Genomic DNA, 18662 nt, shown 5'->3' with positions numbered 1-18662 from the left:
TCCTCGCTCTTTCGAGCGGTCGCTCACTCTCAGAAAACTGACTGACCAGATCCGAAGACCCAGTCACGTTTTGCTGTGCGAGCACTGTATAACTTGAAGCATCACTGTCCGTAGACAGCGGCGTCCGCTACCCAGCGCCCACACTTATCGGTTGTTTGTTTGTTAAAGAACTTCGCCACCCGGCTTTGCCGTTCAGCGCGCTGCGTTGTCTGCAGCAGAGAAACGAGATTATGCAGAGCTTTCTTCGTTTCGTCAACCGTTTGCAGCAATCTTTTTTGCTGCCGTCAGCGCCGCAAACCTCGCTGCGCTGACCTCCCGGCCAACCCCGCAACCCTTGCTGCGCCTGCCTTGCAGGGACCGCGTCGTGTTGCGAGGGGGCGAATAGTAAGCGAGCGCAGCGAGCTTGGCAAGGGGTATTTCGGAAATGCCTGAACTTGGCACTGATGCGCCCCTTTCGACACTCCCTGACCTGCAGCGGCTGGTACTTATAGAATGGCCGTTCCGGCCCGCGGGGCCGCTCTTTGATGAGATGGGGACGTTCGATGACTATCCAAGCGACATGGAAGCCAAGCCAGGGCAACAGCATCTGCCAGTTGACCAACGGCACTGCCGAGTGGCAAGCCGATCTCGACGCTTCCGCCGGCGGCGACACCCGCTACCCGAACCCGCATGACCTGCTGGACTCCGCCCTGGCCGCCTGCACCACCCTGACCTTGCAGCTGTATGCGAAGCGCAAGGGCTACGCGGTCACTGACGTCCATGTTTCGGTCGGCCATGAAGAAGCCAACGGCACTTATACGATGCAGCGGCAGGTCAAGGTCAGCGGCGACCTGTCGCCCCAAATCATGGAAGACCTGCTGCGGGTCGCCAATCGTTGCCCGGTGCACAAGACCTTGTCCGGGCAGTTCTCGATCCAGACCTCCATGGCATGACGTGGCACAACCCGTTCACTCAATGGGGTTGTCACAGCAAATGAGAATCGTTAGCATTTGATTCCTCGGGTTCTGACACCACCTGAGTCAGCAAATGGGTTAGCCGGGCACGTGATCGTGCCCGGCTTTTTTCTTTTGGGCCGGCCATGTCACGGTCTTGACCGCCAGCCGCCATACGCTATGGGTGCGATCCACCCGTGTTCGACGCAACGGCCATGTGCTGTGTTGGCTGGCCCACAAAATTGCGTCCGGGAAGGGGTCAAAACGACGGTGCCGACACACTCCGCAACGCACCACCGGCTTACCATGGCGAAAAGCAAAAACAATAAAAACGCTTAAATAACGAAGCGAGCGGGGGGATGCCTTGACCAACTTCATTGAAGCCTATTGCGCGCAGATACGGCTGGCGGGCGCCGGCAGCGTGATCGCGAAACCCGTCGTGGTGGCGCGGGACAGCACCTACGCCATGCATTACGTCCCGTGCGAATACCTGAATCCGCAGGCGGCGCTGGTCCTGGTCAGCACCACGCCGGGCCATGCTCACGTGCGGCTGGCCGCCGCGGTGACCGAGGAACTGCTGCTTACCCATGCGCCGGGCCGTGTAGTGCAGCGTGAGAACAAACGGCGCGTCGAACTGGGCGGCAAGCTGGTGCGGCCCAACCTGATCCGCATGCTCGACCACTTCCGCGTGCCCGAACTGGTGGGGCTGCCGCATGCCGCCGCCTTGTGGAACGATGGCTTCGAGCGCCTGCAGCCGCTGGCGCTGTTGCCGCATGCCACCACGCGGCGCGGGCTGGCATTCGACGGCCCGCTGGAAGAACTGCTGGACGCGCCAATGCTGCGCGAAGTCTTTGAGACGCAATTCCTTGGCGCCGTGCGACAGATGCGCACCGACGCGCTGTACATCGCATTGGGCCGCACCGCCTGGGCCGCGCTCCAGCACGCGGTCACGCGCCGACTGCTGGCGCGCCGCCAACTGCTTGGCATGATGCCGGTACCGGCGCGCGCCGGCAGCATGGTGCGTTACTTCCTGCGAGAGATCGCCGCCAGCGCCCTGTCGGCCAAGGACCCGGTTCGGCATCGCGTGGACTGGCTCGATGCAGCCCACGCCGAACTGGAAGCGAATGTCCGCAAGCTGCGCGCCTCCGTCCGACCAGATCCGCCACCCGCTTACCTGATCGCGTAAGCGGACGCTCGCATTCAGGCTTGTGATCCATAGACCCCACGGAAGTGGGGTCTTGCGATGCAGATTTGCGTCGATAACGTCTCCTGAGGAATTTGACACTCCTCGCATTCCCGATTTGCGGCCCCTCCGTGGGCCGCGATTTTTTTGTGGTGGCCAGTTTGGAGAGGCTCCACAGCACTCAGGCACACGGTTTGCATTCGGTCCCACGTCTCGTATTCCGCTGATCCGCCATGACGACCCCCCATGCGTTGCCCATTGCCTTGTGTGCCACCCTGCTGCTTGCCCCGCTTGCAGCGCCGGCGCAAAGCGGCAAGCCTGGACTTGCCGTGTCCGAACGCAAGCCGGGCGGCGCGCTGCCGAATGACTGGAAAAATTTACCGGTCGCCGAAGGCAAGGCCAGGACCGAGTACCAGCTGGTGGCCGATGACGGCAGAACGGTGCTGCGGGCGCAAGCCAATGCCTCCGCGTCGGCGCTGATGCATGCGGGCGACGTGGACCTTTCGCGCACGCCGGTGGTGGCCTGGCGCTGGAAGGCAGACGGCGCGATACCCGGCGCCGACAACCGCGACGGTGCGCGCGAGGATGCGCCGGCGCGGCTGGTGTTCTTCTTCGACGGCGACACCAGCAAGCTCTCGCTGCGCGACCGCGCCGCGATGCAACTGGCAAAAACCGTGGCGGGCGAGGAGCTGCCTTATGCCACGCTGATGTATATCTGGTCGACCAGCGCCGCGCCCGGCAGCGTCATCCCGAATCCGCATACCGGCCGCGTGCAGATGATCGTGGTATCCGGCGCCGACGATGCCGGCAAATGGAAGAACCTGCGGCGCAATCTGGCGCGGGACTATGAACGCGTCTTCCACGAGCCGCCGGGACCGCTCAAGGCGTACGGCATCATGACGGACACCGACAACACCCACGCCGCCAGCGGCGCCTGGTATGGCGATATCCGCTTCCTGCCGGGCACCGCGGCAAAGGACTAGACCGGGGCGGGATGCTGTCCAAGGCTCCAACGCAGCGCAGCCGCGACCTCGGCCATCAGTGCGACATCGTCCGTCATGGCGTGTCCGGCGGACAGCAACGCCTCGCGCACGCTGACCACCTTGCCAGCGTCATAACGCCGCTCGCTGCCGATGGCGGCCTCGAAGGCATTGGCGCGGGCATTGATTTGCACAGGGTCGGCGCTGACCAGCAGCACCGCATGGGCCAGCACCAGGTGGCGCTGGCCATCGGCCGCCTGCGTCGCCGCCGGCGCACGCCGCCAGTACTGGGCGGTGCCGGCGATCTTGCGGGCGGTTTCGGGCGGGCCCCAGGCGAGGTTGTAGCGGCCGTCGCAAAAGGAGCCGGCCACCGCCTGCCAGTGGGTCTCGATGCCGAGCGTTCGCAGCGCGCCGCCGATCACCGCGCACAGATGGAGGTAGACCGCCTCGCTAAGCGCGCCCGGGGGCTGGCCGACCGGATAGGCCAGGCTCAGGTTGAGAATGCCGGGCCACTGCGGCACCAGGCCGCCGCCGGACATGCGCAGGAACACGGGGCAACCCTGTTGCGCGAAATCGGCGCGCGCAGTCTCCAGCGCCGCATGGCGCAGATAGGTGCGCGGCACCACCAGCGACAGCGGTGCCTCCCACAACCGTGCCACCTGCCGGCCCTGCGCCGCGAGTTCGAGCAGCGCCAGTTCTTCCTGCAGCGGGTCGCTGCCCGCGTGGGCCGGAGCGACGGGATCGACAAGTTCAAACGGCATCGGTTGGGAACTGCCCCGGGAGTGGCAATGCGCCGAGTCTAGCAACCCTAGGCGTTGAGCGCATCGAAATACGCCAGCGCCTTGGCCGCGTACATCGCGCCGGGGCCGCCTCCCATCTCGATATTGACGGCCAGCACTTCGGCCAGTTGCTCGCGGCTCGCGCGATGGCGCAGTGCCTGGCTGGTGTGGAACAGCACGCAGTCGTCGCAGCCCTTCTGCACGGCGAGTGCGACCGCCACCAGTTCCTTGAGTTCGGCAGGCAGGCTGCCCTGTTGCGTGGCGGCCTTCATCACGCCCTGGAAGGCGCTCATCGTGCCGGGCTGGGCCTGGCCGAGCGCGCCGAATTGCTTGTTGATCTCCGCCAGGCGGGTCTTCAGGTCTGTGGTCATGGGAAATTTTCCGTTAGTGGATCGGCCAAGCTGGCATCGGCCGCGCGGACGACGCATGGTGGCGCCGTCCGCAGGCGGCATCAGCCGGCCAGGTGGGTCTTCAGCAGCGCATTGAAGTCGTTGGCCTTCTCCATCTGGCTCATGTGGCCGGCGTCGGGAAAGACCTTGACGCTGGCACCCGGCGGCGCGGCTTCGGCATGGTGGGCGGGGATGATGCGGTCCTGGCCGCCCCACACCACCAGCACGCGCTTGCCGCTGTCGGCCAGACGCGGGCCTGGTTGCTCGCTCTGGCGGCCGCCGCCGAACAGGCCCTGCCCCAGCGCGGTCAGGGCCTCGTCGATGCCATCGAGCCGCTTGTAGCGCAACAGGTCGTCCAGCATCTGCCGGCTCACCAGACCCGGGTCGGCAAACAGCAGTTCGACCACGGGCTTGAGTTCGCGCCGCGACTGCGCCTTGACGAAGCCATCGGTGTAGTCGCTGTTGACGGCCTCGCCGAAGCCCACCGGCGACACCAGCGCCACCGACAGCACCCGCTGCGGCGCATCCACCGCCAGCTGCGCGGCCACGCCGCCGCCCATCGAATGACCGACCAGATGCGCCGCCTCGATCCCGGCCTCGTCCATGAAGCGCGCTACAAAGCCGGCCATCTGCGCCAGCGTCGTGCCCGCGAGCCGCGGCGACGACTGTCCGTGGCCGGGCAGGTCGAGCGCCACCACGGTATACGCATCGGCCAGGGGCTCGAGGTTGAACAGCCAGTTGTCCAGGTCACCGCCAAAGCCGTGGATGAAGAGCACGGTCTGGGCGCCGTCGCCCTTGCGGGCATAGCGGACCCGGATGCCGTCGACCTCGGCGAACTGGTACGCGGCGGCGGCATCCTCGTCGCCGCTGTCGTCCGCCGGCGTTTCATAAGCCGCCACGTATTCATCGATCTGCGCATCGCTCACCTCCGCAGGGGCCAGCACGCCAAGCAGCGCCTTGACCGGCAGCACGTCGCCGGCCTGCGCCACCTTGCGGCGCAGCGTGCCCGCGTCGGGCGCCTCCACCGCATTGGCGATCTTGTCGGTTTCCACATCGAGGATCGGCATGCCCACGGTGATCTCGGTGCCTTCGTCGACCAGCCAGGCATTGACGGTGCCCTCCTTCATCGACAGGCCCCACTTGGGCATCACGATCGGGGTAATTGCAGGCGTGGCCATCAGTGCTTGCCTCCCTTCACGGTCTTGCGCGCGGCATTGACGATCTGTGCCGCGCTGGGGATGTACAGGTCTTCCAGCGTGGGCGAGAACGGCACCGGCGTGTGCGGCGGGCATACCATCTCGATGCCGGCCTTGAGCGCGCCGAAGGCCTGCTGCGCAACCTGCGCGGAGATATCGGTGGCGATATTGCAGCGCGGGCTGGCCTCGTCCACCACCACCAGGCGGCCGGTGTTCTCGACCGACTCCAGCACCGTGTCCATGTCCAGCGGCGACAGCGTGCGCAGGTCGACGATATCGGCCTCGATCCCTTCCTTGGCCAGCGTCGCCGCCGCTTCCAGCGCGCGATGCACCATCAGCCCGTAGGTGACGATCGACACGTCCTTGCCGTCGCGCACGATATTGGCCTCGCCGAACGGGATGGCATAGGCGCCTTCGGGGACGTCGCCTTCCAGGCCATAGAGGTTCTTGTGCTCGCAGAAGATCACCGGGTCGTTGTCGCGGATCGCCTGGATCAGCAGGCCCTTGGTGTCGTATGGCGTGGACGGGCACACCACCTTCAGGCCGGGGATGTGCGTGAACAGCGGCGTCAGCATCTGGCTGTGCTGCGCGGCGGCGCGGAAGCCCGCGCCGACCATGGCGCGGATCACCACCGGGGTCTCGGCCTTGCCGCCGAACATGTAGCGGAACTTGGCGGCCTGGTTGAAGATCTGGTCGAAGCAAACGCCCATGAAGTCGATGAACATCAGCTCCGCGATCGGGCGCATGCCGCACGCCGCGGCGCCGATCGCGGCGCCCACGTAGGCGGATTCGGACAAGGGCGTATCCAGCAGCCGGTCGCCGTGCTTGGCATACAGGCCCTTGGTCACGCCAAGCACGCCGCCCCACGCGTCCTTCTCGCCGTCCGCGCCGGCGCCGCCGACGATGTCCTCGCCCAGCATGATGACGCTGGGGTCGCGGGTCATTTCCTGGTCGATCGCCTCGTTGATCGCCAGCTTGATGCTCAGTTTGCGAGCCATGTCTGTCTCCTGGTAATTGGTTTGCGCGTGGCGGATCAGTAGCTGACGTAGACGTCGGTCAGCAGGTCTTCGGGTCCCGGCTGCGGCGCTGCCTTGGCTTCCTGCACGGCGTGCTCGATCAGCGCGGCGACTTCGCGGTCGATCGCGTCGAGCTCTTCGCGCGCGACCACGCCGGCCTGAGTCACGGTGCGGCCAAACAGCTTCAGGCAATCCTTGTTGGCGCGGATGTCGTCAAGTTCGCCGGCGGCGCGGTAGGTCTGCGCATCGCCTTCGAAGTGGCCGTAGAAGCGGACCATCTTGCATTCGAGCAGCGACGGCCCGCCACCCTCGCGCGCGCGGCGGATGACTTCGCCGGCGGCTTCGTGGACCGCGAAGAAGTCGGTGCCGTCGACGGTCACGCCCGGGATGCCGAAGCCCGCGGCGCGGTCGACGTAGCTGTCTACCGCGGTGCCGTAGTCGCGCGAGGTCGATTCGGCGTAGCCGTTGTTCTCGATCACGAAGATCACCGGCAGGTTCCATACCGCGGCCAGGTTCAGGCTTTCGAGGAAGGTGCCCTGGTTGGAAGCGCCGTCGCCGCAGAAGGTAATGCCGACCTCGCCCTTGCCGCGGAACTTCGCCGCCAGCGCGGCGCCGCAGATCAGCGGCGCGCCCGCGCCCAGGATGCCGTTGGCGCCCATCATGCCCTTGGACAGGTCGGCGATATGCATCGAGCCGCCCTTGCCGTTGCACGAGCCGCCTTTCTTGCCGTAAATCTCCTTCATCATCGCCACCGGGTCGACGCCCTTGGCAATGCAGTGGCCATGGCCGCGGTGCGTGCTGGCGATGCGGTCGCCGTCGTGCAGGTGGTGCAGGATGCCGACACCCGCGGCTTCCTCGCCCGCATACAGGTGGACGAAGCCCGGGATGTCGCCGCGCGCGAAGTCCACGTGCAGGCGTTCCTCGAAATCGCGGATGGTGCGCATCTTCCGGTACACCGTCAGCAGCGTCTCCTTGTCGAGCGGCAGCGCGGCAGGATCGTGTGAGGCTCTGGCTGTCATGTCTGTCTCCTTCGTTTTCAGGTGTTGCACTTCAAGAAAATCGGGGCATGCGCGGCCGGGCGTGCTCAGGCCATGGCGTGCTGCGGCACGCTGCGCATCAGGTGGTGGCGCGCCGCGTGGCGCATGCACGCGGCGACGTCGATGCTGCGAAAGGCGTGGTCGTGCAGCGTGACGGTGACTTCGTCGTCCGGGCCGAAGGTCAGCTCGCGCTCGCCGTCCAGCGCGACGACGCCGCTGCGCTGGCGCACGCGATGCGGGCGGCCGTGCGCGAGGCGCTGCCAGCCGGCAATGGGCACGGTGCACATCAGGCCGGGCGCAATCGGCGCCCTCAGTTCGAACTCGCCCGCGCCCGGCGCGGCCAGTTCGATCGCCAGGCCACCGGCTTCACGCCGTCCCACCGGCTCGAGCAAACCGGCGATCGACGACAGCCCGATCGCCTCGGGATCGGCAAACGACACGTAGACCGCGGCCAGCGTGTCGGTCTTCCACAGCGCGCGCGCGCCGATGAAGTGTTCGTGCGAGATCACCGCATCGACCAGCGCGATGTCGCGGCGGAAGTTGCCATTGCCGTCGCGGATGACGATGTCCAGGCGCTTGTTCGACGCCAGCGCCTGGCTGGCGGGAATGCGACCGGTGGCATAGAGGCCGGTGGCGAGCCCGGTGACGGTGGGCTCGCGCATCTCGGGGTAGGCATTGTTGGTGCCGGTCGACAGTCCCGCGATCGGCACCGCGCCGCATTCGCGCACCACGGCGCGGTGGGTGCCGTCGCCGCCCAGCACGATGATGGCGGCAACGCCGGCATCGGCCATGCAGCGCGCGGCATGCAGCGTGTCGTCGACGCGCGAGGCCACCGGCATGTCGAGATACGCGACCTCGGGAAGGCTCGAGTCCGGGCCCTGGCGGTGCGCCAGGTGCCGCGCCAGCATGACGCGCAGGCCCTCGCGGTCGGGCATCATCAGCACGCGCCGCACGCCGCAGGACGACAGCGCGGCCAGCAGGCGCAGCACGATATTGACGCGGTCAGCCAGCTGCAGGCTGTTGGCGTTGGCGATCACGCGGCGGATGTCGCGCGCCGAAACCGGATTGGCGATGATGCCGACCAGCGGCGCATCGGCGAACCTTGGCTGCCCCATTGCCTGTCTCCTGTGTTGTCGTTGTGGTGACAGGCGACTTTGCAATGGCTGTGCCAGTGGCCGGATGGCATCGCGAAGGCACAAGGCGGGCGGTTGCGGGGCCCTGGCTTCAGGGATAACCCGCAAAAATCGCTGCCGCTTGCGCCGGGCGAGCGGCCTGGGGGCCGTCAGGGCGAGACAGGTGTCACAGTGCAGGTGTACGGAGTGGACACGCGTAACGTCTTATCACCGGCGTCGCCGCACGCCCTGGCGAAGCCGACTGGAAGACAAGTCAGGAAGACGAGAAGGCGCGAACGCCTTCGCAGAAACGGGTACGGTGGCGGGATGCTACGCCTGCCCCCCGCCGTCGCGCCGGTTAGGCGACTGGATGCCGTAGCGCTCCATGCGCCGGTACAGCGTCATGCGGCTGATGCCGATCTGGCGCGCGACCGCGCTCAGGTTCCAGCCCGAGGCGCGCAGGTACTGCATCAGCAGCATGCCCTCGGGGGGCAGCTGGTGCGGGTCGAACGACGCGGCGGTATCGTGGTCCGGGGCGCGATCGGCCGGTTCCGGCTGGGCCGATACGGCAGCCGGTTCTGCAGCCGGTTCGGCGGTGCCTGCGACGGCATCGGGCAGGTCGTGCACATCGATATAGCCGCCGCTGCAGATCGCGCGCGCGTACTCCAGCACGTTGCGCAGTTCGCGCAGGTTGCCCGGCCAGCGGTGGCGGCGCAGCCGCTCGCTCGCTGCCGGCGACAGCGTCACCGGTTCGCCCGCGCCCTCCTGCAGCAGCTTGCGCACCAGCCAGTCCAGGTCGGTGCGGGCGCGCAGCGGCGGCAGTTCGAAGCGCGCGCCGTTGAGGCGGTAGTAAAGGTCCTCGCGGAAGCGGCCCTCGGCCACCAGCTGTTCCAGGCGATGGTGCGTGGCCGAAATCACGCGCAGGCGTACCGGCACCGGGCGCGCGGCGCCCACCGGCAGCACTTCGCCCTCGGCCAGCACACGCAGCAGCCGCGACTGCAGCTCGCGCGGCATGTCGCCGATTTCGTCCAGGAACAGCGTGCCGCCGTCGGCCTCCTGGATCAGCCCGCGCTTGCCGCGCGAGCCGGCGCCGGAGAAGCTGTTGGGCAGGTGGCCGAACAGCTCGCTCTCGATCAGCGTCTCGGGAATCGCCGCACAGTTGACCGCGACAAAGGGCCCGGCACGGCGCGCGCTGGCCTGGTGCAGCGCCTTGGCGAAGAACTCCTTGCCGCTGCCGGTTTCCCCCTGGATCAGCAGGTGGATCGGTGAATCGACCAGGCGCGCGGCGCGCTCCAGCTGCTGCGCCAGCGCGGCGTCGCCACCGCTGAGCGCCGCCAGCGGCGCCGGCATCGCCACCTGCGCCGGTGCCGCTGGCGCTTGCCAGCCCAGCGCGGGCGGCATCACGCTCAGGTACAGCAGGCCGCCGCTGCGGTTGAGCGCGACCAGGCGCTGCTCGCTGGGACGCGAGTAGACGTAACGGCCCAGGTCTTCGAGCCGGGCGTCGAACAAGGTCTCGAATGGCTGCCCGAGCACGGTCGCGCCCGGCATGCCGGCCAGTTCGGTCTCCAGCATCAGGCGGGCGCGATGGTTGTGGCCGACGATGCGGCCGGCATCGTCCAGCGCCAGCAGGTATTCCGGGTTGACGTCGACGAACTCGGGCGCGACGTTCAGCTTCAGGATCCAGTCGCGCCGGTGCGCGCGCAGGAAGTTGGCGTTCTCGATATGCGCGGCGTAGATGCGCACCATCTGCAGCGCCAGGCCCTGGCTGTCCTTGGCCTGCGGCGAGACCAGCGCCGAGATGTCGAGGATGGCGTGCAGCTTGCCATGCGTATCGAACAGCGGCGCCGCGGTGCAGGTCAGCGGGATATGGGTGGCATCGAAATGGTCGGCCTGGTGCACGGTCAGCGCCTGCCCGGTGACCAGCGCGGTGCCGACCGCGCAGGTGCCCGCGCCGCTCTCGCTCCATTCCGCGCCAAGGTAGAGGCCGGCGTGGCGCAGCGCGGCATCGCTGTGGGTATCGCCGATATAGTCGACCGTGACGCCCTGCGCATCGGTCAGCAGCACCACGTAGCCCAGCGCCGCCACCTGCGCGTGCAGGCTCTGCAGGCCGTGGCGGGCGATGCGGGCGAAGTCGTCGATGCGTTCCTGGTGTTCGCGCAGGCGCGTCTGCGGCAGGATGCGCGCCTCCTGCATGCGCGAGGGATCGAGCCCGTACTGGTGCACGCAGCGCCGCCATGAATTCTGGATGATCGCGTCATGCGCGATGCGCTCCGCGAGCAGGGCTGGCGGGGATAGGTAGGCAGTGGCCTGGACCACCGTCTCGATGTGCTCGCGTTGCCGCAGGTCCATCGCTGTCTCCTGTCGTCGCTGCCCTCGGCCCCGGGATTTTGCTTGGGGGCGGCGGATCGGGCGGACTATGCGGGCGCGTGCCTGGCTGGCCACGCCTCTGTCTGGTGTCGGCCTTCTAATGTATCCGAGCGCCTCGGCGCTATGCAAACCAGAACTGGGAGGAAATGAAAGACAGCGGCCGGCGCACGCCACAAGTGCGGCGTGCGTCATACCGAAAACGGCTCAGAGCGCGGCGTTGGCCTTGAGGTGGCGCGCGGCAGCGGCGGCGATCTCGAACGATCGCAGCCGTGCCTGGTGGTCGAAGATCTGGCCGGTGATCATCAGCTCGTCCGGGCGCAGGTCATCGACAAAGCGCTGCATGCCGGCACGCACGGCCTCCGGGTCGCCCACCACCGAACAGGCCAGCGAGCGCCGGATATGGTCGGCCTCGCTTTCGTTCCACAGCGCTTCGATATCGTCGACCGGCGGGCGCAGCTGCCCCGGCGTGCCGCGCACCAGCGCCAGGAACTGCTGCTGCAGCGAGCTGAACAGCCGGCGCGCCTGGTCTCCGGTATCGGCCGCGAACACATTGAGGCCCAGCATCACGTAGGGCCGGTCCAGGGTTTCCGACGGGCGGAAGGTGCGCCGGTACAGGTCCAGCGCCTGGCGCATGAAGCCCGGCGCAAAGTGCGAGGCGAAGGCGAACGGCAATCCCATCGCCGCGGCCAGCTGCGCGCTGAACAAGCTCGAGCCCAGCAGCCAGATCGGCACCTTCAGCCCGGCGCCGGGCACCGCGCGCAGGCGCTGGCCCGGGCGCACGTCGTCGAAGTAGGCCTGCAGCTCTTCCACGTCCTGCGGGAAGGTGTCGGCACTGTCGCTGGCCAGATGGCGGCGCAGCGCGCGCGCGGTGGCCTGGTCGGTGCCGGGCGCGCGGCCCAGGCCCAGGTCGATGCGGCCCGGATAGAGCGAGGCCAGCGTGCCGAACTGCTCGGCGATCACCAGCGGCGAATGGTTGGGCAGCATCACGCCGCCCGAGCCCACGCGGATGCGCTGCGTGCCGTTGGCGACATAGCCGATCAGCACCGCGGTGGCGGCGCTGGCGATGCCGGGCATGTTGTGGTGCTCGGCCAGCCAGTAGCGGTGGTAGCCCAGCTGCTCGGCATGGCGCGCCAGGTCGAGCGAGTTGCGCATGGCCTGGCCGGCATCGCTGCCTTGCGGGATGGGGGCGAGGTCGAGCACCGAATAGGCGATGCCGTTGCCGGCGGGGAGAGAGTCGCGGTTCATGTCGTGGTCGGGCGGGCGGCGCACGCCACACGGGCGCCGTCCGCTGCAATGCGGATGGTTCGCTATGGTAGTGAGCCTGCGCCGATCGTGCTGGCGGCGGCGTTGCGGCCCTGCGGGCGGCGTGGGTATCCCGGAACGGCGGCACGACGGCGGCAGGACGGCGGCATAACGGCGGCAAGGCGCAGTCCGCGCAAGCATTGAGCCGCGCGCCGCTTGCCCTTACCATTCAGCCCGATGCGAAGGAACGATCGATGACTCTCAAGACACTGGACGGCGCGCTGGCCCTGCTGACCCACTTCACCGTGCGCCAGCCCACCTGGGGCGTGCGCGAGCTGGCCAAGCACAGCGGCGTACATTACGCCGTGGTGCACCGCGTGCTGGCGACGTTCGCCGCCAACGGCTTCCTGGTGCAGGACGCGGCCACCGGCAAGTACTCGCTGGGGCTGCGGCTGTTCGAGCTGGGACAGGTGGTGCGCAAGAGCTTCTCGCCCGACGAAATCGTGCGCCCGGTGCTGGAGAAGCTGGCCGCGCAAAGCGGCGAGACCGTGTTCCTGTCGTGGCTCGACGGCCATGAGGGCCTGTGCGTGGGGCTGGTGCACAGTCAGCACCAGTTGCGCTTTTCGATCGAGCTGGGCGAGCGCTTTCCGCTCTATGCCGGCGCGCATGCCAAGGCCATGCTGGCGTTCCAGGACGAGGCCTTCCGCGACGAGGTCTACCGCCAGGGCGTGGCGCGCATGGGTCCGCATACCACGCTGGAACGCGAGCGCATCGAGCAGCAGCTGGCCGAAGTGCGCGAGCGCGGCTGGGCGCATACGCGCGAGGAAGCCGCGGCCAGCGTCGCCGGCCTGGCCTTGCCGCTGTGGTCGCGCGACCGCAGCGCGGTGGTGGGTTCGGTCGCCATCGCCGGGCCGCAGCAGCGGCTGGACGATGCTGCCGTGCCGCGGCTGCTGGAAGCGCTGCGCGAAGCCAGCGGCCGGCTGGAAGACGTGATCGGCTTCGTGCGCTGAGGTCAGCAGCAGCGCGATCACGCCAGCAGCGCCTTGCCCACTTCACCGCCCAGCACGCGCTTGCCAAGCGCGTGTCCCAGGGCCCGGTAGCTTTCCCATTGCGCCTCGTCGAAGAACTGGTCGCCGGTGCCCTCGTGCGGGAAGGCCGGGTGCGTGGCGCCATAGTGCCGCACGTCGGCCGGCGCCCATGACACCAGCCGCGGCTTGATCAGCACGATGCGGCAGACGCGCGCGCGCGGCGCCGCGCAGGCCGGGTCGGTGCGGAACACGTCGAGCAGCACCGCGCATTTGTCGGCGGCGCCGGCGCTGGCGGGCTGACCCGGCACGAAATCGTCCGGCACGCCAAAGACGCGGCTCAGCACCGGATGCGTGGTGGCGGCCTCGGTATCGACGACGATCTCCAGGCCATGGTCGATGCGCGCGAGGCGGATCAGGTTGGCCAGGTCGCCGAAGCGATAGTCGGGATCGGCCCCGCAGTCGCACAGCACGATCAGGCCAACGTCCCGGCCCGGACGCAGCAGCTCGTAGACACCGGTGTTGTCGAAATGGCCGCCGTCCGACAGGTACTGCCAGCCGCGCCGCGTGCCATGGAAGCGCGCGCTCAGCTCGCATCCCAGGTAATACTGCGTGCGGAAGATGCCGGCGGCCAGCCATGGGTGCGTGGCGCGTTCGGGGTGGCGCCAGCGCTCGCCCTCGCGCCCGCCGCGGCGCGCGTAGCGGGCCGGGAACGACGGCCACCACGTGCCGAGCCGCAGGTTGGCCAGGCCAAGCAGCAGCGATGTGCCGAGCGTGGTGGCGCGGCCCAGCCCGGTGGACACCGCCGCGCCCGAGATCGCGATCCAGTCGCCCACCGTCAGCGCTTGCGCCAGCTTGCCCGACGACGGCCATGACGCATCCGGGCAGCACTGCCAGCCATCGACGGTGAAGCGCGCATAGGCGTCCGGCGCGATCGCGCCTGCTGCGCCCGGCTGCGGCAGGCCGGCACCGGGTGCCAGGCACAGCGGCTTGCCTTTGCGGTCACGCTGGACCAGTTGCTCGGCCGGATCGACGGTCAGGTTCAGCGTCACGTTGATCAGGTGCAGCGGCGCCAGCACGTGCGGATCGTAGTAAGCGTTGAGGCTGAGCTGGTCGCCCGGCACGGGCTCGGCCACGCTGAAGCGCGCGCGCCGGCGCCGGTCCGCCGCCGGATCGGGATCGGGCGCGGCAAAGCGCTCGCCGTTGGACGCGCCGAGGTAGGCGCGCGTGAGGCGCGCCGCGTAGAAGGGTTGCAGCGTGGACAGGTTCAGGAAGCCGGTAAAGCGGCCGGCGACCAGTGCCAGCACCAGCGCCACGGCCGTCAGCGTGGCCAGCGCCGGCCCGGTGTAGGCGGTGCCATACACCAGCCAGTCGACCGGCTCGCGGCCATTCCAGCGCACCCACAGCACCAGCCACGACCACAGCACGTACAGCAGCAGCGCCAGCACCGCCGCGGCCGCCCCGGCCAGCAGCGAGACCGGCAGGCGTGCCCACAGTGCGCGCCAGGCAGTACCGGCGCTGCCCTTGCGGCCTTCGTCGAGCCGGCGCGCGCCGTAGCGCACCAGCCAGACCAGCACGCCCAGCGCGCTCGCCGGCAGCGCCACGCCCCACGGATGGCCGGCGGCCTGGGCATACAGGTAGGTGGTGCGCGCGACGGTATCGGCCACGCCCAGTGCCGCCAGCCACAGCGTCAGCGTGACCGCCGTGCGCAGCGCACGCGTGGCCCGCACGCGATAGCCGGACACGGTGCGCGGCTCGCCCTGCAGCATCACCAGGCAGGCCAGCACGCCAAGCCAGGTCAGCACGCCCAGCGCGGCAAAGAGCTGCGCTGGCAGCGGCTGCGCACCGATCCGCTCGGACCAGTACGCGGCAGCGAGCAACAGCAGTCCCAGCAGCGTGGCCACCATCGGCGCGGGGCTGAAGAAGCGCCCCGGCGCCTGCGGCTCGCTGGCGCGCGGATAGACCAGCCAGTACGCCAGCCCGGGCGGCACCGCGCCGAGCACCACCGTGACCAGCGGCAGCCACAGCAACGGGCTCCACCAGATCGCGCATTCGCCCTGGTTGAAGGCCTGCCGTGCATCGTGGAGCAGGTCCATCTCATAGCGTCCGAAGCCGTACCAGGCGCCCGCCGCGCCGTGCAGCAGCAGCGCCAGCAGCGACAGCAACACCAGCAGCGCGCTGCCGATCACGTAGTGCATCGCCAGCCAGTTGCGCGCCACCAGCGCGGCGGCATAGAGGTTGTCGCCCGCGCCGGTGGGCGACAGGTAGCGGCCGTTCTCGCGCAGCCACGCGACCGCGCCCCGGCCGGGATCGGCGGCATAGGAGACCGAGGTGTGGATGCGCCCCGGCGGCTCGCATTGCAGCGTGTGGTACGCCTCGGCCGCGGCCTGGACCGGGCCGGTGCCGCGGCGCAGGCGACCGGGCACGAACAGGCTGACGAAGAAGGCGCCGAGGTAGCCGCCGCCGCTGACGGTCGACAGGTAATCGAACTGGGCCAGCAGCGAAGCCAGCCCGGGAACGGTCTGCGCCGCGGCGGCCGCGCTCGCTGCGGGCGTCTGGGGCGTCTGGGGCGTCTGGGGCGTCTGGGGCGCGTCGCCGGGCGGCGTCGCGGCGGTCGTGTTTGCCGGCATGTCGGTGCCGGCCAGCGCCTGCATCACGCCCAGGCAGAAGGTGGCGCTGCGGATGCCGCCACCGGACAGCGCCAGCGCCCAGTTGCGCTGGCCCTCATGCGTGCGCGGCGCAATGCCGAGCAGGCGGCGCCGGTGCGCGATGCGGGCCGCTTCGTCGCCGAAACCGTGGTCTACCGCAGCCATGGGCGCCTCCCGTAGCAGTCGGCCTGCGCCAAGTATAGGCAACGGCGCATGGACGATATTCGCCGGATCGGGAGGACGACTGCGCGTTAACCCTGATTGTTGCCGGTGACAGCGAGGCCTAGCATTTCTCTGTATCAGAGACGTTGTCTCTTAAATAGAGACAACAGCAATTCGAAGTTCAGCTCGGCAATGCTCAAGACCCTGGACGGCGCGCTGGCGCTGTTGACCCACTTCACCGTGCGCCAGCCCAGTTGGGGCGTGCGCGACCTGGCCCGCCACAGCGGCGTCCACCATGCCGTGGTGCACCGCGTGCTGGCGACCTTTGCCGCCAACGGCTTCCTGGTGCAGGACGCGCAGGGACGCTACGCGCTCGGGCTGCGCTGGTTCGAACTGGGACAGGTCACGCGCAAGACCTTTTCACCGGCCGAGGTGGTGCAGCCCGCGCTCGAGGCGCTGGCGCGGGAATGCGGTGAAACCGTGTTCCTGTCGTGGCTGGACGGTGACCACGGCCTGTGCACGGACATCGCGCACAGCCAACACCAGTTGCGCTTTTCGATCGAGGTGGGCCAACGCTTCGCCCTCGACGCGGGCGCGCATGCCAAGGCCATGCTGGCGTTCCAGCCGGAACCGTTCCGGCGCCGGCTTGGCGGCGAAGCGCCGGGGCTGGAAGCGCGCCTGGCGCAGGTCCGCGCCGATGGCTGGGCCTACACCTGCGAGGAATCCGCGGCCACGGTTGCCGGGCTGGCGCTGCCGCTGTTCCAGCGCGACAGCCAGGCGGTGGTGGGGTCGCTGGCCATCGCCGGTCCGCTGCAGCGGCTGACGCCGGACGCGGCGCCGCGCTGGCTGCAGGCGCTGCGCACGGCGCGCAGCACCATCGGCCCGGTGGCCGGTTTCATGCGCTGAGCGCGCGCCAGGCATCACATACAACAGACAAAACCAGACAACACTACGGGGAGCGGTGGAAGACATGACCATGCCAACACAATTGAACGCGCCGATGGCGGCGCAGCCCGCGACACGGACGCGCTTCATGGAGCCCTTGCTGCTGCTGGTCTCAGTGGGGCTGTCCGTGTTCGGCGCCATGATCGGCATGCAGCTGATCGTGTCGCTGGGGATCTCGGCCAATACCTCGATCATCGGCGCGCTGATCGCGATCGTGTTCTCGCGCATCCCGCTCGAGGTCACGCGGCGCTTCCGCGTGCTGGAGCGGCAGAACCTGGTGCAGACCGCGATCTCGTCGGCCACCTTCGGCGCCGCCAACTCGCTGATGATCCCGATCGGCGTGCCATACGCGATGGGAATGCCCGAGCTGGCCACGCCGATGCTGATCGGCGCGGTGATCGCCATGTTCGTCGACGGCGCGATGCTGTACTTCCTGTTCGGCAGCAAGATCTTCCCGGCCACCGGCACCTGGCCGGCCGGCATCGCCACCGCCGAGGCGATCTGGGCCGGCGACCGCGGCGGGCGCAAGGCCGCCTTCCTGGGCCTGGGCATTGCCGTGGGCGTGGGCGGTGCATGGCTGGGCGTGCCGATGTCCGCGTTCGGCGCGGCCTTCCTGGGCAACCTGGCGGCGCTGACCATGTTCGGCATCGGCCTGCTGGTGCGCGGATATTCGGTGGCGCTGACCGGCATCGATATCGCCAAGGCGTATATCCCGCACGGGCTGATGATCGGCGCGGGCATCGTCGCGCTGTTCCAGGTAGCGCATGAAATCCGCCGCGCGCGCCACGCCCCGGCGGCCGACGCGGGCACCATTGAAGTCCCGGCCGCGCGCGCCAGCCGCATCCTGTCGGGCGGCTTCCTGATCTACCTGGCGATCGCGCTGCTGATCTCGGTGCTGGCCGGGCATATCTCGGACATGTCGCTGGGCATGCTGGTGCTGTTCGTGCTGTACGCCGCCTTTGCCGCCTACGTGCACGAGCTGATCGTCGGCATCGCGGCGATGCATTCGGGCTGGTTCCCGGCCTTCGCGGTGGCGCTGATCACGCTGACCATCGGCATCCTGATCGGCTTTCCGCCGACCGCGCTGGCGGTGCTGGTGGGCTTTTCGGCCGCGACCGGTCCGGCGTTCGCCGACATGGGCTACGACCTCAAGACCGGCTACCTGCTGCGCGGCGAAGGCCGCGACATGGAGGCCGAGCTGGCCGGGCGCAAGCAGCAGTTCCTGGCCGCGATGATCGGCTTCGCGGTGGCCGCGGTGGTGGTGCTGGTGTTCCACGGCAGCTTCTTCGCGCAGGGCCTGATCCCGCCGGTGGACCGCGTCTACGCGGCGTCGATCAAGGCGGGCTCGTCGGCCGAGATCGCGCGCAACCTGATGATCTGGGCCGTTCCCGGCGCGCTGCTGCAGTGGCTCGGCGGCTCCAAGCGCCAGCTCGGCATCCTGCTTTCCACCGGCATGCTGATTGCCTCGCCGCTGGCCGGCTGGGCGGTGCTGGCAGGCCTGGCGATCCGCTTCGTGCTGCAGCGCCTGCGCGGCGACAGGCACGTGGCGGAGATGAGCGCCTTCGCCGGCGGCGTGATCGCGGGCGACGCCCTGTTCAGCTTCTTCGGTTCGGTCACCAAGCTGAAGAAGTAAGCCCTACCTGCGGGCG

Annotated in this window: 15 protein-coding genes; 6 read left to right on the top strand and 9 right to left on the bottom strand. The window is 68.7% G+C overall.

Features of this window, described 5'->3' with window-relative positions:
- Positions 1-542: 542 nt before the first annotated feature.
- From C7416_RS22285 to C7416_RS22275, 3 genes are all read left to right on the top strand, one after another.
- Positions 543-932, top strand: a complete 390-nt coding sequence (locus C7416_RS22285) for an OsmC family protein (RefSeq protein WP_111520936.1) — start codon at positions 543-545, stop codon at positions 930-932.
- A gap of 364 nt (positions 933-1296) precedes the next feature.
- On the top strand, positions 1297-2118 hold the full coding sequence (locus C7416_RS22280; protein WP_111520935.1) for a hypothetical protein: 822 nt from the start codon (positions 1297-1299) through the stop codon (positions 2116-2118).
- 230 nt (positions 2119-2348) lie between these two features.
- Positions 2349-3098: a DUF3047 domain-containing protein gene (locus tag C7416_RS22275; protein ID WP_181461298.1), complete on the top strand. Its 750-nt coding sequence runs from the start codon at positions 2349-2351 to the stop codon at positions 3096-3098.
- Here C7416_RS22275 and C7416_RS22270 read toward each other — a convergent pair.
- The 8 genes from C7416_RS22270 to C7416_RS22235 all read right to left on the bottom strand — a co-directional run bounded on the left by C7416_RS22270 (position 3095) and on the right by C7416_RS22235 (position 12236).
- Positions 3095-3856, bottom strand: a complete 762-nt coding sequence (locus C7416_RS22270; protein ID WP_111520934.1) for a lipoyl protein ligase domain-containing protein — start codon at positions 3854-3856, stop codon at positions 3095-3097. The genes C7416_RS22275 and C7416_RS22270 overlap by 4 nt on opposite strands.
- A gap of 47 nt (positions 3857-3903) precedes the next feature.
- Entirely contained in the window at positions 3904-4245 is a 342-nt protein-coding gene (locus C7416_RS22265; protein WP_111520933.1) for a carboxymuconolactone decarboxylase family protein, read from the bottom strand.
- 80 nt (positions 4246-4325) lie between these two features.
- Positions 4326-5441, bottom strand: a complete 1116-nt coding sequence (locus C7416_RS22260; protein WP_111520932.1) for an acetoin dehydrogenase dihydrolipoyllysine-residue acetyltransferase subunit — start codon at positions 5439-5441, stop codon at positions 4326-4328.
- Positions 5441-6457, bottom strand: a complete 1017-nt coding sequence (locus tag C7416_RS22255) for an alpha-ketoacid dehydrogenase subunit beta (protein ID WP_111520931.1) — start codon at positions 6455-6457, stop codon at positions 5441-5443. The genes C7416_RS22260 and C7416_RS22255 overlap by 1 nt, the downstream gene beginning before the upstream one ends.
- A gap of 35 nt (positions 6458-6492) precedes the next feature.
- Complete coding sequence (locus C7416_RS22250; RefSeq protein ID WP_041232417.1) at positions 6493-7494, bottom strand: thiamine pyrophosphate-dependent dehydrogenase E1 component subunit alpha; 1002 nt, start codon at positions 7492-7494, stop codon at positions 6493-6495.
- Between the two features lie 65 nt (positions 7495-7559).
- Complete coding sequence (locus C7416_RS22245) at positions 7560-8627, bottom strand: ATP-NAD kinase family protein (RefSeq protein ID WP_111520930.1); 1068 nt, start codon at positions 8625-8627, stop codon at positions 7560-7562.
- Positions 8628-8954: 327 nt separating this feature from the next.
- On the bottom strand, positions 8955-10973 hold the full coding sequence (locus C7416_RS22240) for a sigma-54-dependent Fis family transcriptional regulator (RefSeq protein ID WP_111520929.1): 2019 nt from the start codon (positions 10971-10973) through the stop codon (positions 8955-8957).
- 222 nt (positions 10974-11195) lie between these two features.
- Positions 11196-12236 (bottom strand): LLM class flavin-dependent oxidoreductase, encoded by a 1041-nt coding sequence (locus tag C7416_RS22235; RefSeq protein WP_111520928.1) that lies wholly within the window; start codon positions 12234-12236, stop codon positions 11196-11198.
- Between the two features lie 251 nt (positions 12237-12487).
- Between C7416_RS22235 and C7416_RS22230 the strand changes: the two genes are divergently transcribed.
- Positions 12488-13243: an IclR family transcriptional regulator gene (locus C7416_RS22230; RefSeq protein ID WP_111520927.1), complete on the top strand. Its 756-nt coding sequence runs from the start codon at positions 12488-12490 to the stop codon at positions 13241-13243.
- A gap of 17 nt (positions 13244-13260) precedes the next feature.
- Here C7416_RS22230 and C7416_RS22225 read toward each other — a convergent pair whose 3' ends face one another.
- Positions 13261-16071 carry a hypothetical protein gene (locus C7416_RS22225; protein ID WP_111520926.1) on the bottom strand — a complete coding sequence of 937 codons (2811 nt, stop codon included), beginning with the start codon at positions 16069-16071 and terminating at the stop codon, positions 13261-13263.
- 189 nt (positions 16072-16260) lie between these two features.
- Between C7416_RS22225 and C7416_RS22220 the strand changes: the two genes are divergently transcribed.
- Both C7416_RS22220 and C7416_RS22215 read left to right on the top strand, forming a co-directional pair.
- Positions 16261-16974 (top strand): IclR family transcriptional regulator, encoded by a 714-nt coding sequence (locus C7416_RS22220; RefSeq protein WP_111520925.1) that lies wholly within the window; start codon positions 16261-16263, stop codon positions 16972-16974.
- Positions 16975-17038: 64 nt separating this feature from the next.
- Positions 17039-18646 (top strand): OPT/YSL family transporter, encoded by a 1608-nt coding sequence (locus C7416_RS22215; protein WP_111520924.1) that lies wholly within the window; start codon positions 17039-17041, stop codon positions 18644-18646.
- Positions 18647-18662 lie beyond the last annotated feature (16 nt).

Source organism: Cupriavidus phytorum, assembly GCF_003254285.1.
Taxonomy (GTDB): domain Bacteria; phylum Pseudomonadota; class Gammaproteobacteria; order Burkholderiales; family Burkholderiaceae; genus Cupriavidus; species Cupriavidus phytorum.
The sequence above is the reverse complement of the archived record's forward strand: the minus strand, read 5'-3'. Positions and strand labels throughout refer to the sequence as shown.

Excerpts from the sequence above, each read along its gene's own strand:
- C7416_RS22255 (WP_111520931.1), bottom strand. The coding sequence starts at position 6,457 with ATGGCTCGCAAACTGAGCATCAAGCTGGCGATCAACGAGGCGATCGAC.
- C7416_RS22225 (WP_111520926.1), bottom strand. The coding sequence starts at position 16,071 with ATGGCTGCGGTAGACCACGGTTTCGGCGACGAAGCGGCCCGCATCGCG.
- C7416_RS22265 (WP_111520933.1), bottom strand. The coding sequence starts at position 4,245 with ATGACCACAGACCTGAAGACCCGCCTGGCGGAGATCAACAAGCAATTC.
- C7416_RS22220 (WP_111520925.1), top strand. The coding sequence starts at position 16,261 with ATGCTCAAGACCCTGGACGGCGCGCTGGCGCTGTTGACCCACTTCACC.
- C7416_RS22215 (WP_111520924.1), top strand. The coding sequence starts at position 17,039 with ATGACCATGCCAACACAATTGAACGCGCCGATGGCGGCGCAGCCCGCG.
- C7416_RS22250 (WP_041232417.1), bottom strand. The coding sequence starts at position 7,494 with ATGACAGCCAGAGCCTCACACGATCCTGCCGCGCTGCCGCTCGACAAG.
- C7416_RS22230 (WP_111520927.1), top strand. The coding sequence starts at position 12,488 with ATGACTCTCAAGACACTGGACGGCGCGCTGGCCCTGCTGACCCACTTC.
- C7416_RS22245 (WP_111520930.1), bottom strand. The coding sequence starts at position 8,627 with ATGGGGCAGCCAAGGTTCGCCGATGCGCCGCTGGTCGGCATCATCGCC.
- C7416_RS22235 (WP_111520928.1), bottom strand. The coding sequence starts at position 12,236 with ATGAACCGCGACTCTCTCCCCGCCGGCAACGGCATCGCCTATTCGGTG.
- C7416_RS22260 (WP_111520932.1), bottom strand. The coding sequence starts at position 5,441 with ATGGCCACGCCTGCAATTACCCCGATCGTGATGCCCAAGTGGGGCCTG.
- C7416_RS22270 (WP_111520934.1), bottom strand. The coding sequence starts at position 3,856 with ATGCCGTTTGAACTTGTCGATCCCGTCGCTCCGGCCCACGCGGGCAGC.
- C7416_RS22275 (WP_181461298.1), top strand. The coding sequence starts at position 2,349 with ATGACGACCCCCCATGCGTTGCCCATTGCCTTGTGTGCCACCCTGCTG.
- C7416_RS22240 (WP_111520929.1), bottom strand. The coding sequence starts at position 10,973 with ATGGACCTGCGGCAACGCGAGCACATCGAGACGGTGGTCCAGGCCACT.
- C7416_RS22285 (WP_111520936.1), top strand. The coding sequence starts at position 543 with ATGACTATCCAAGCGACATGGAAGCCAAGCCAGGGCAACAGCATCTGC.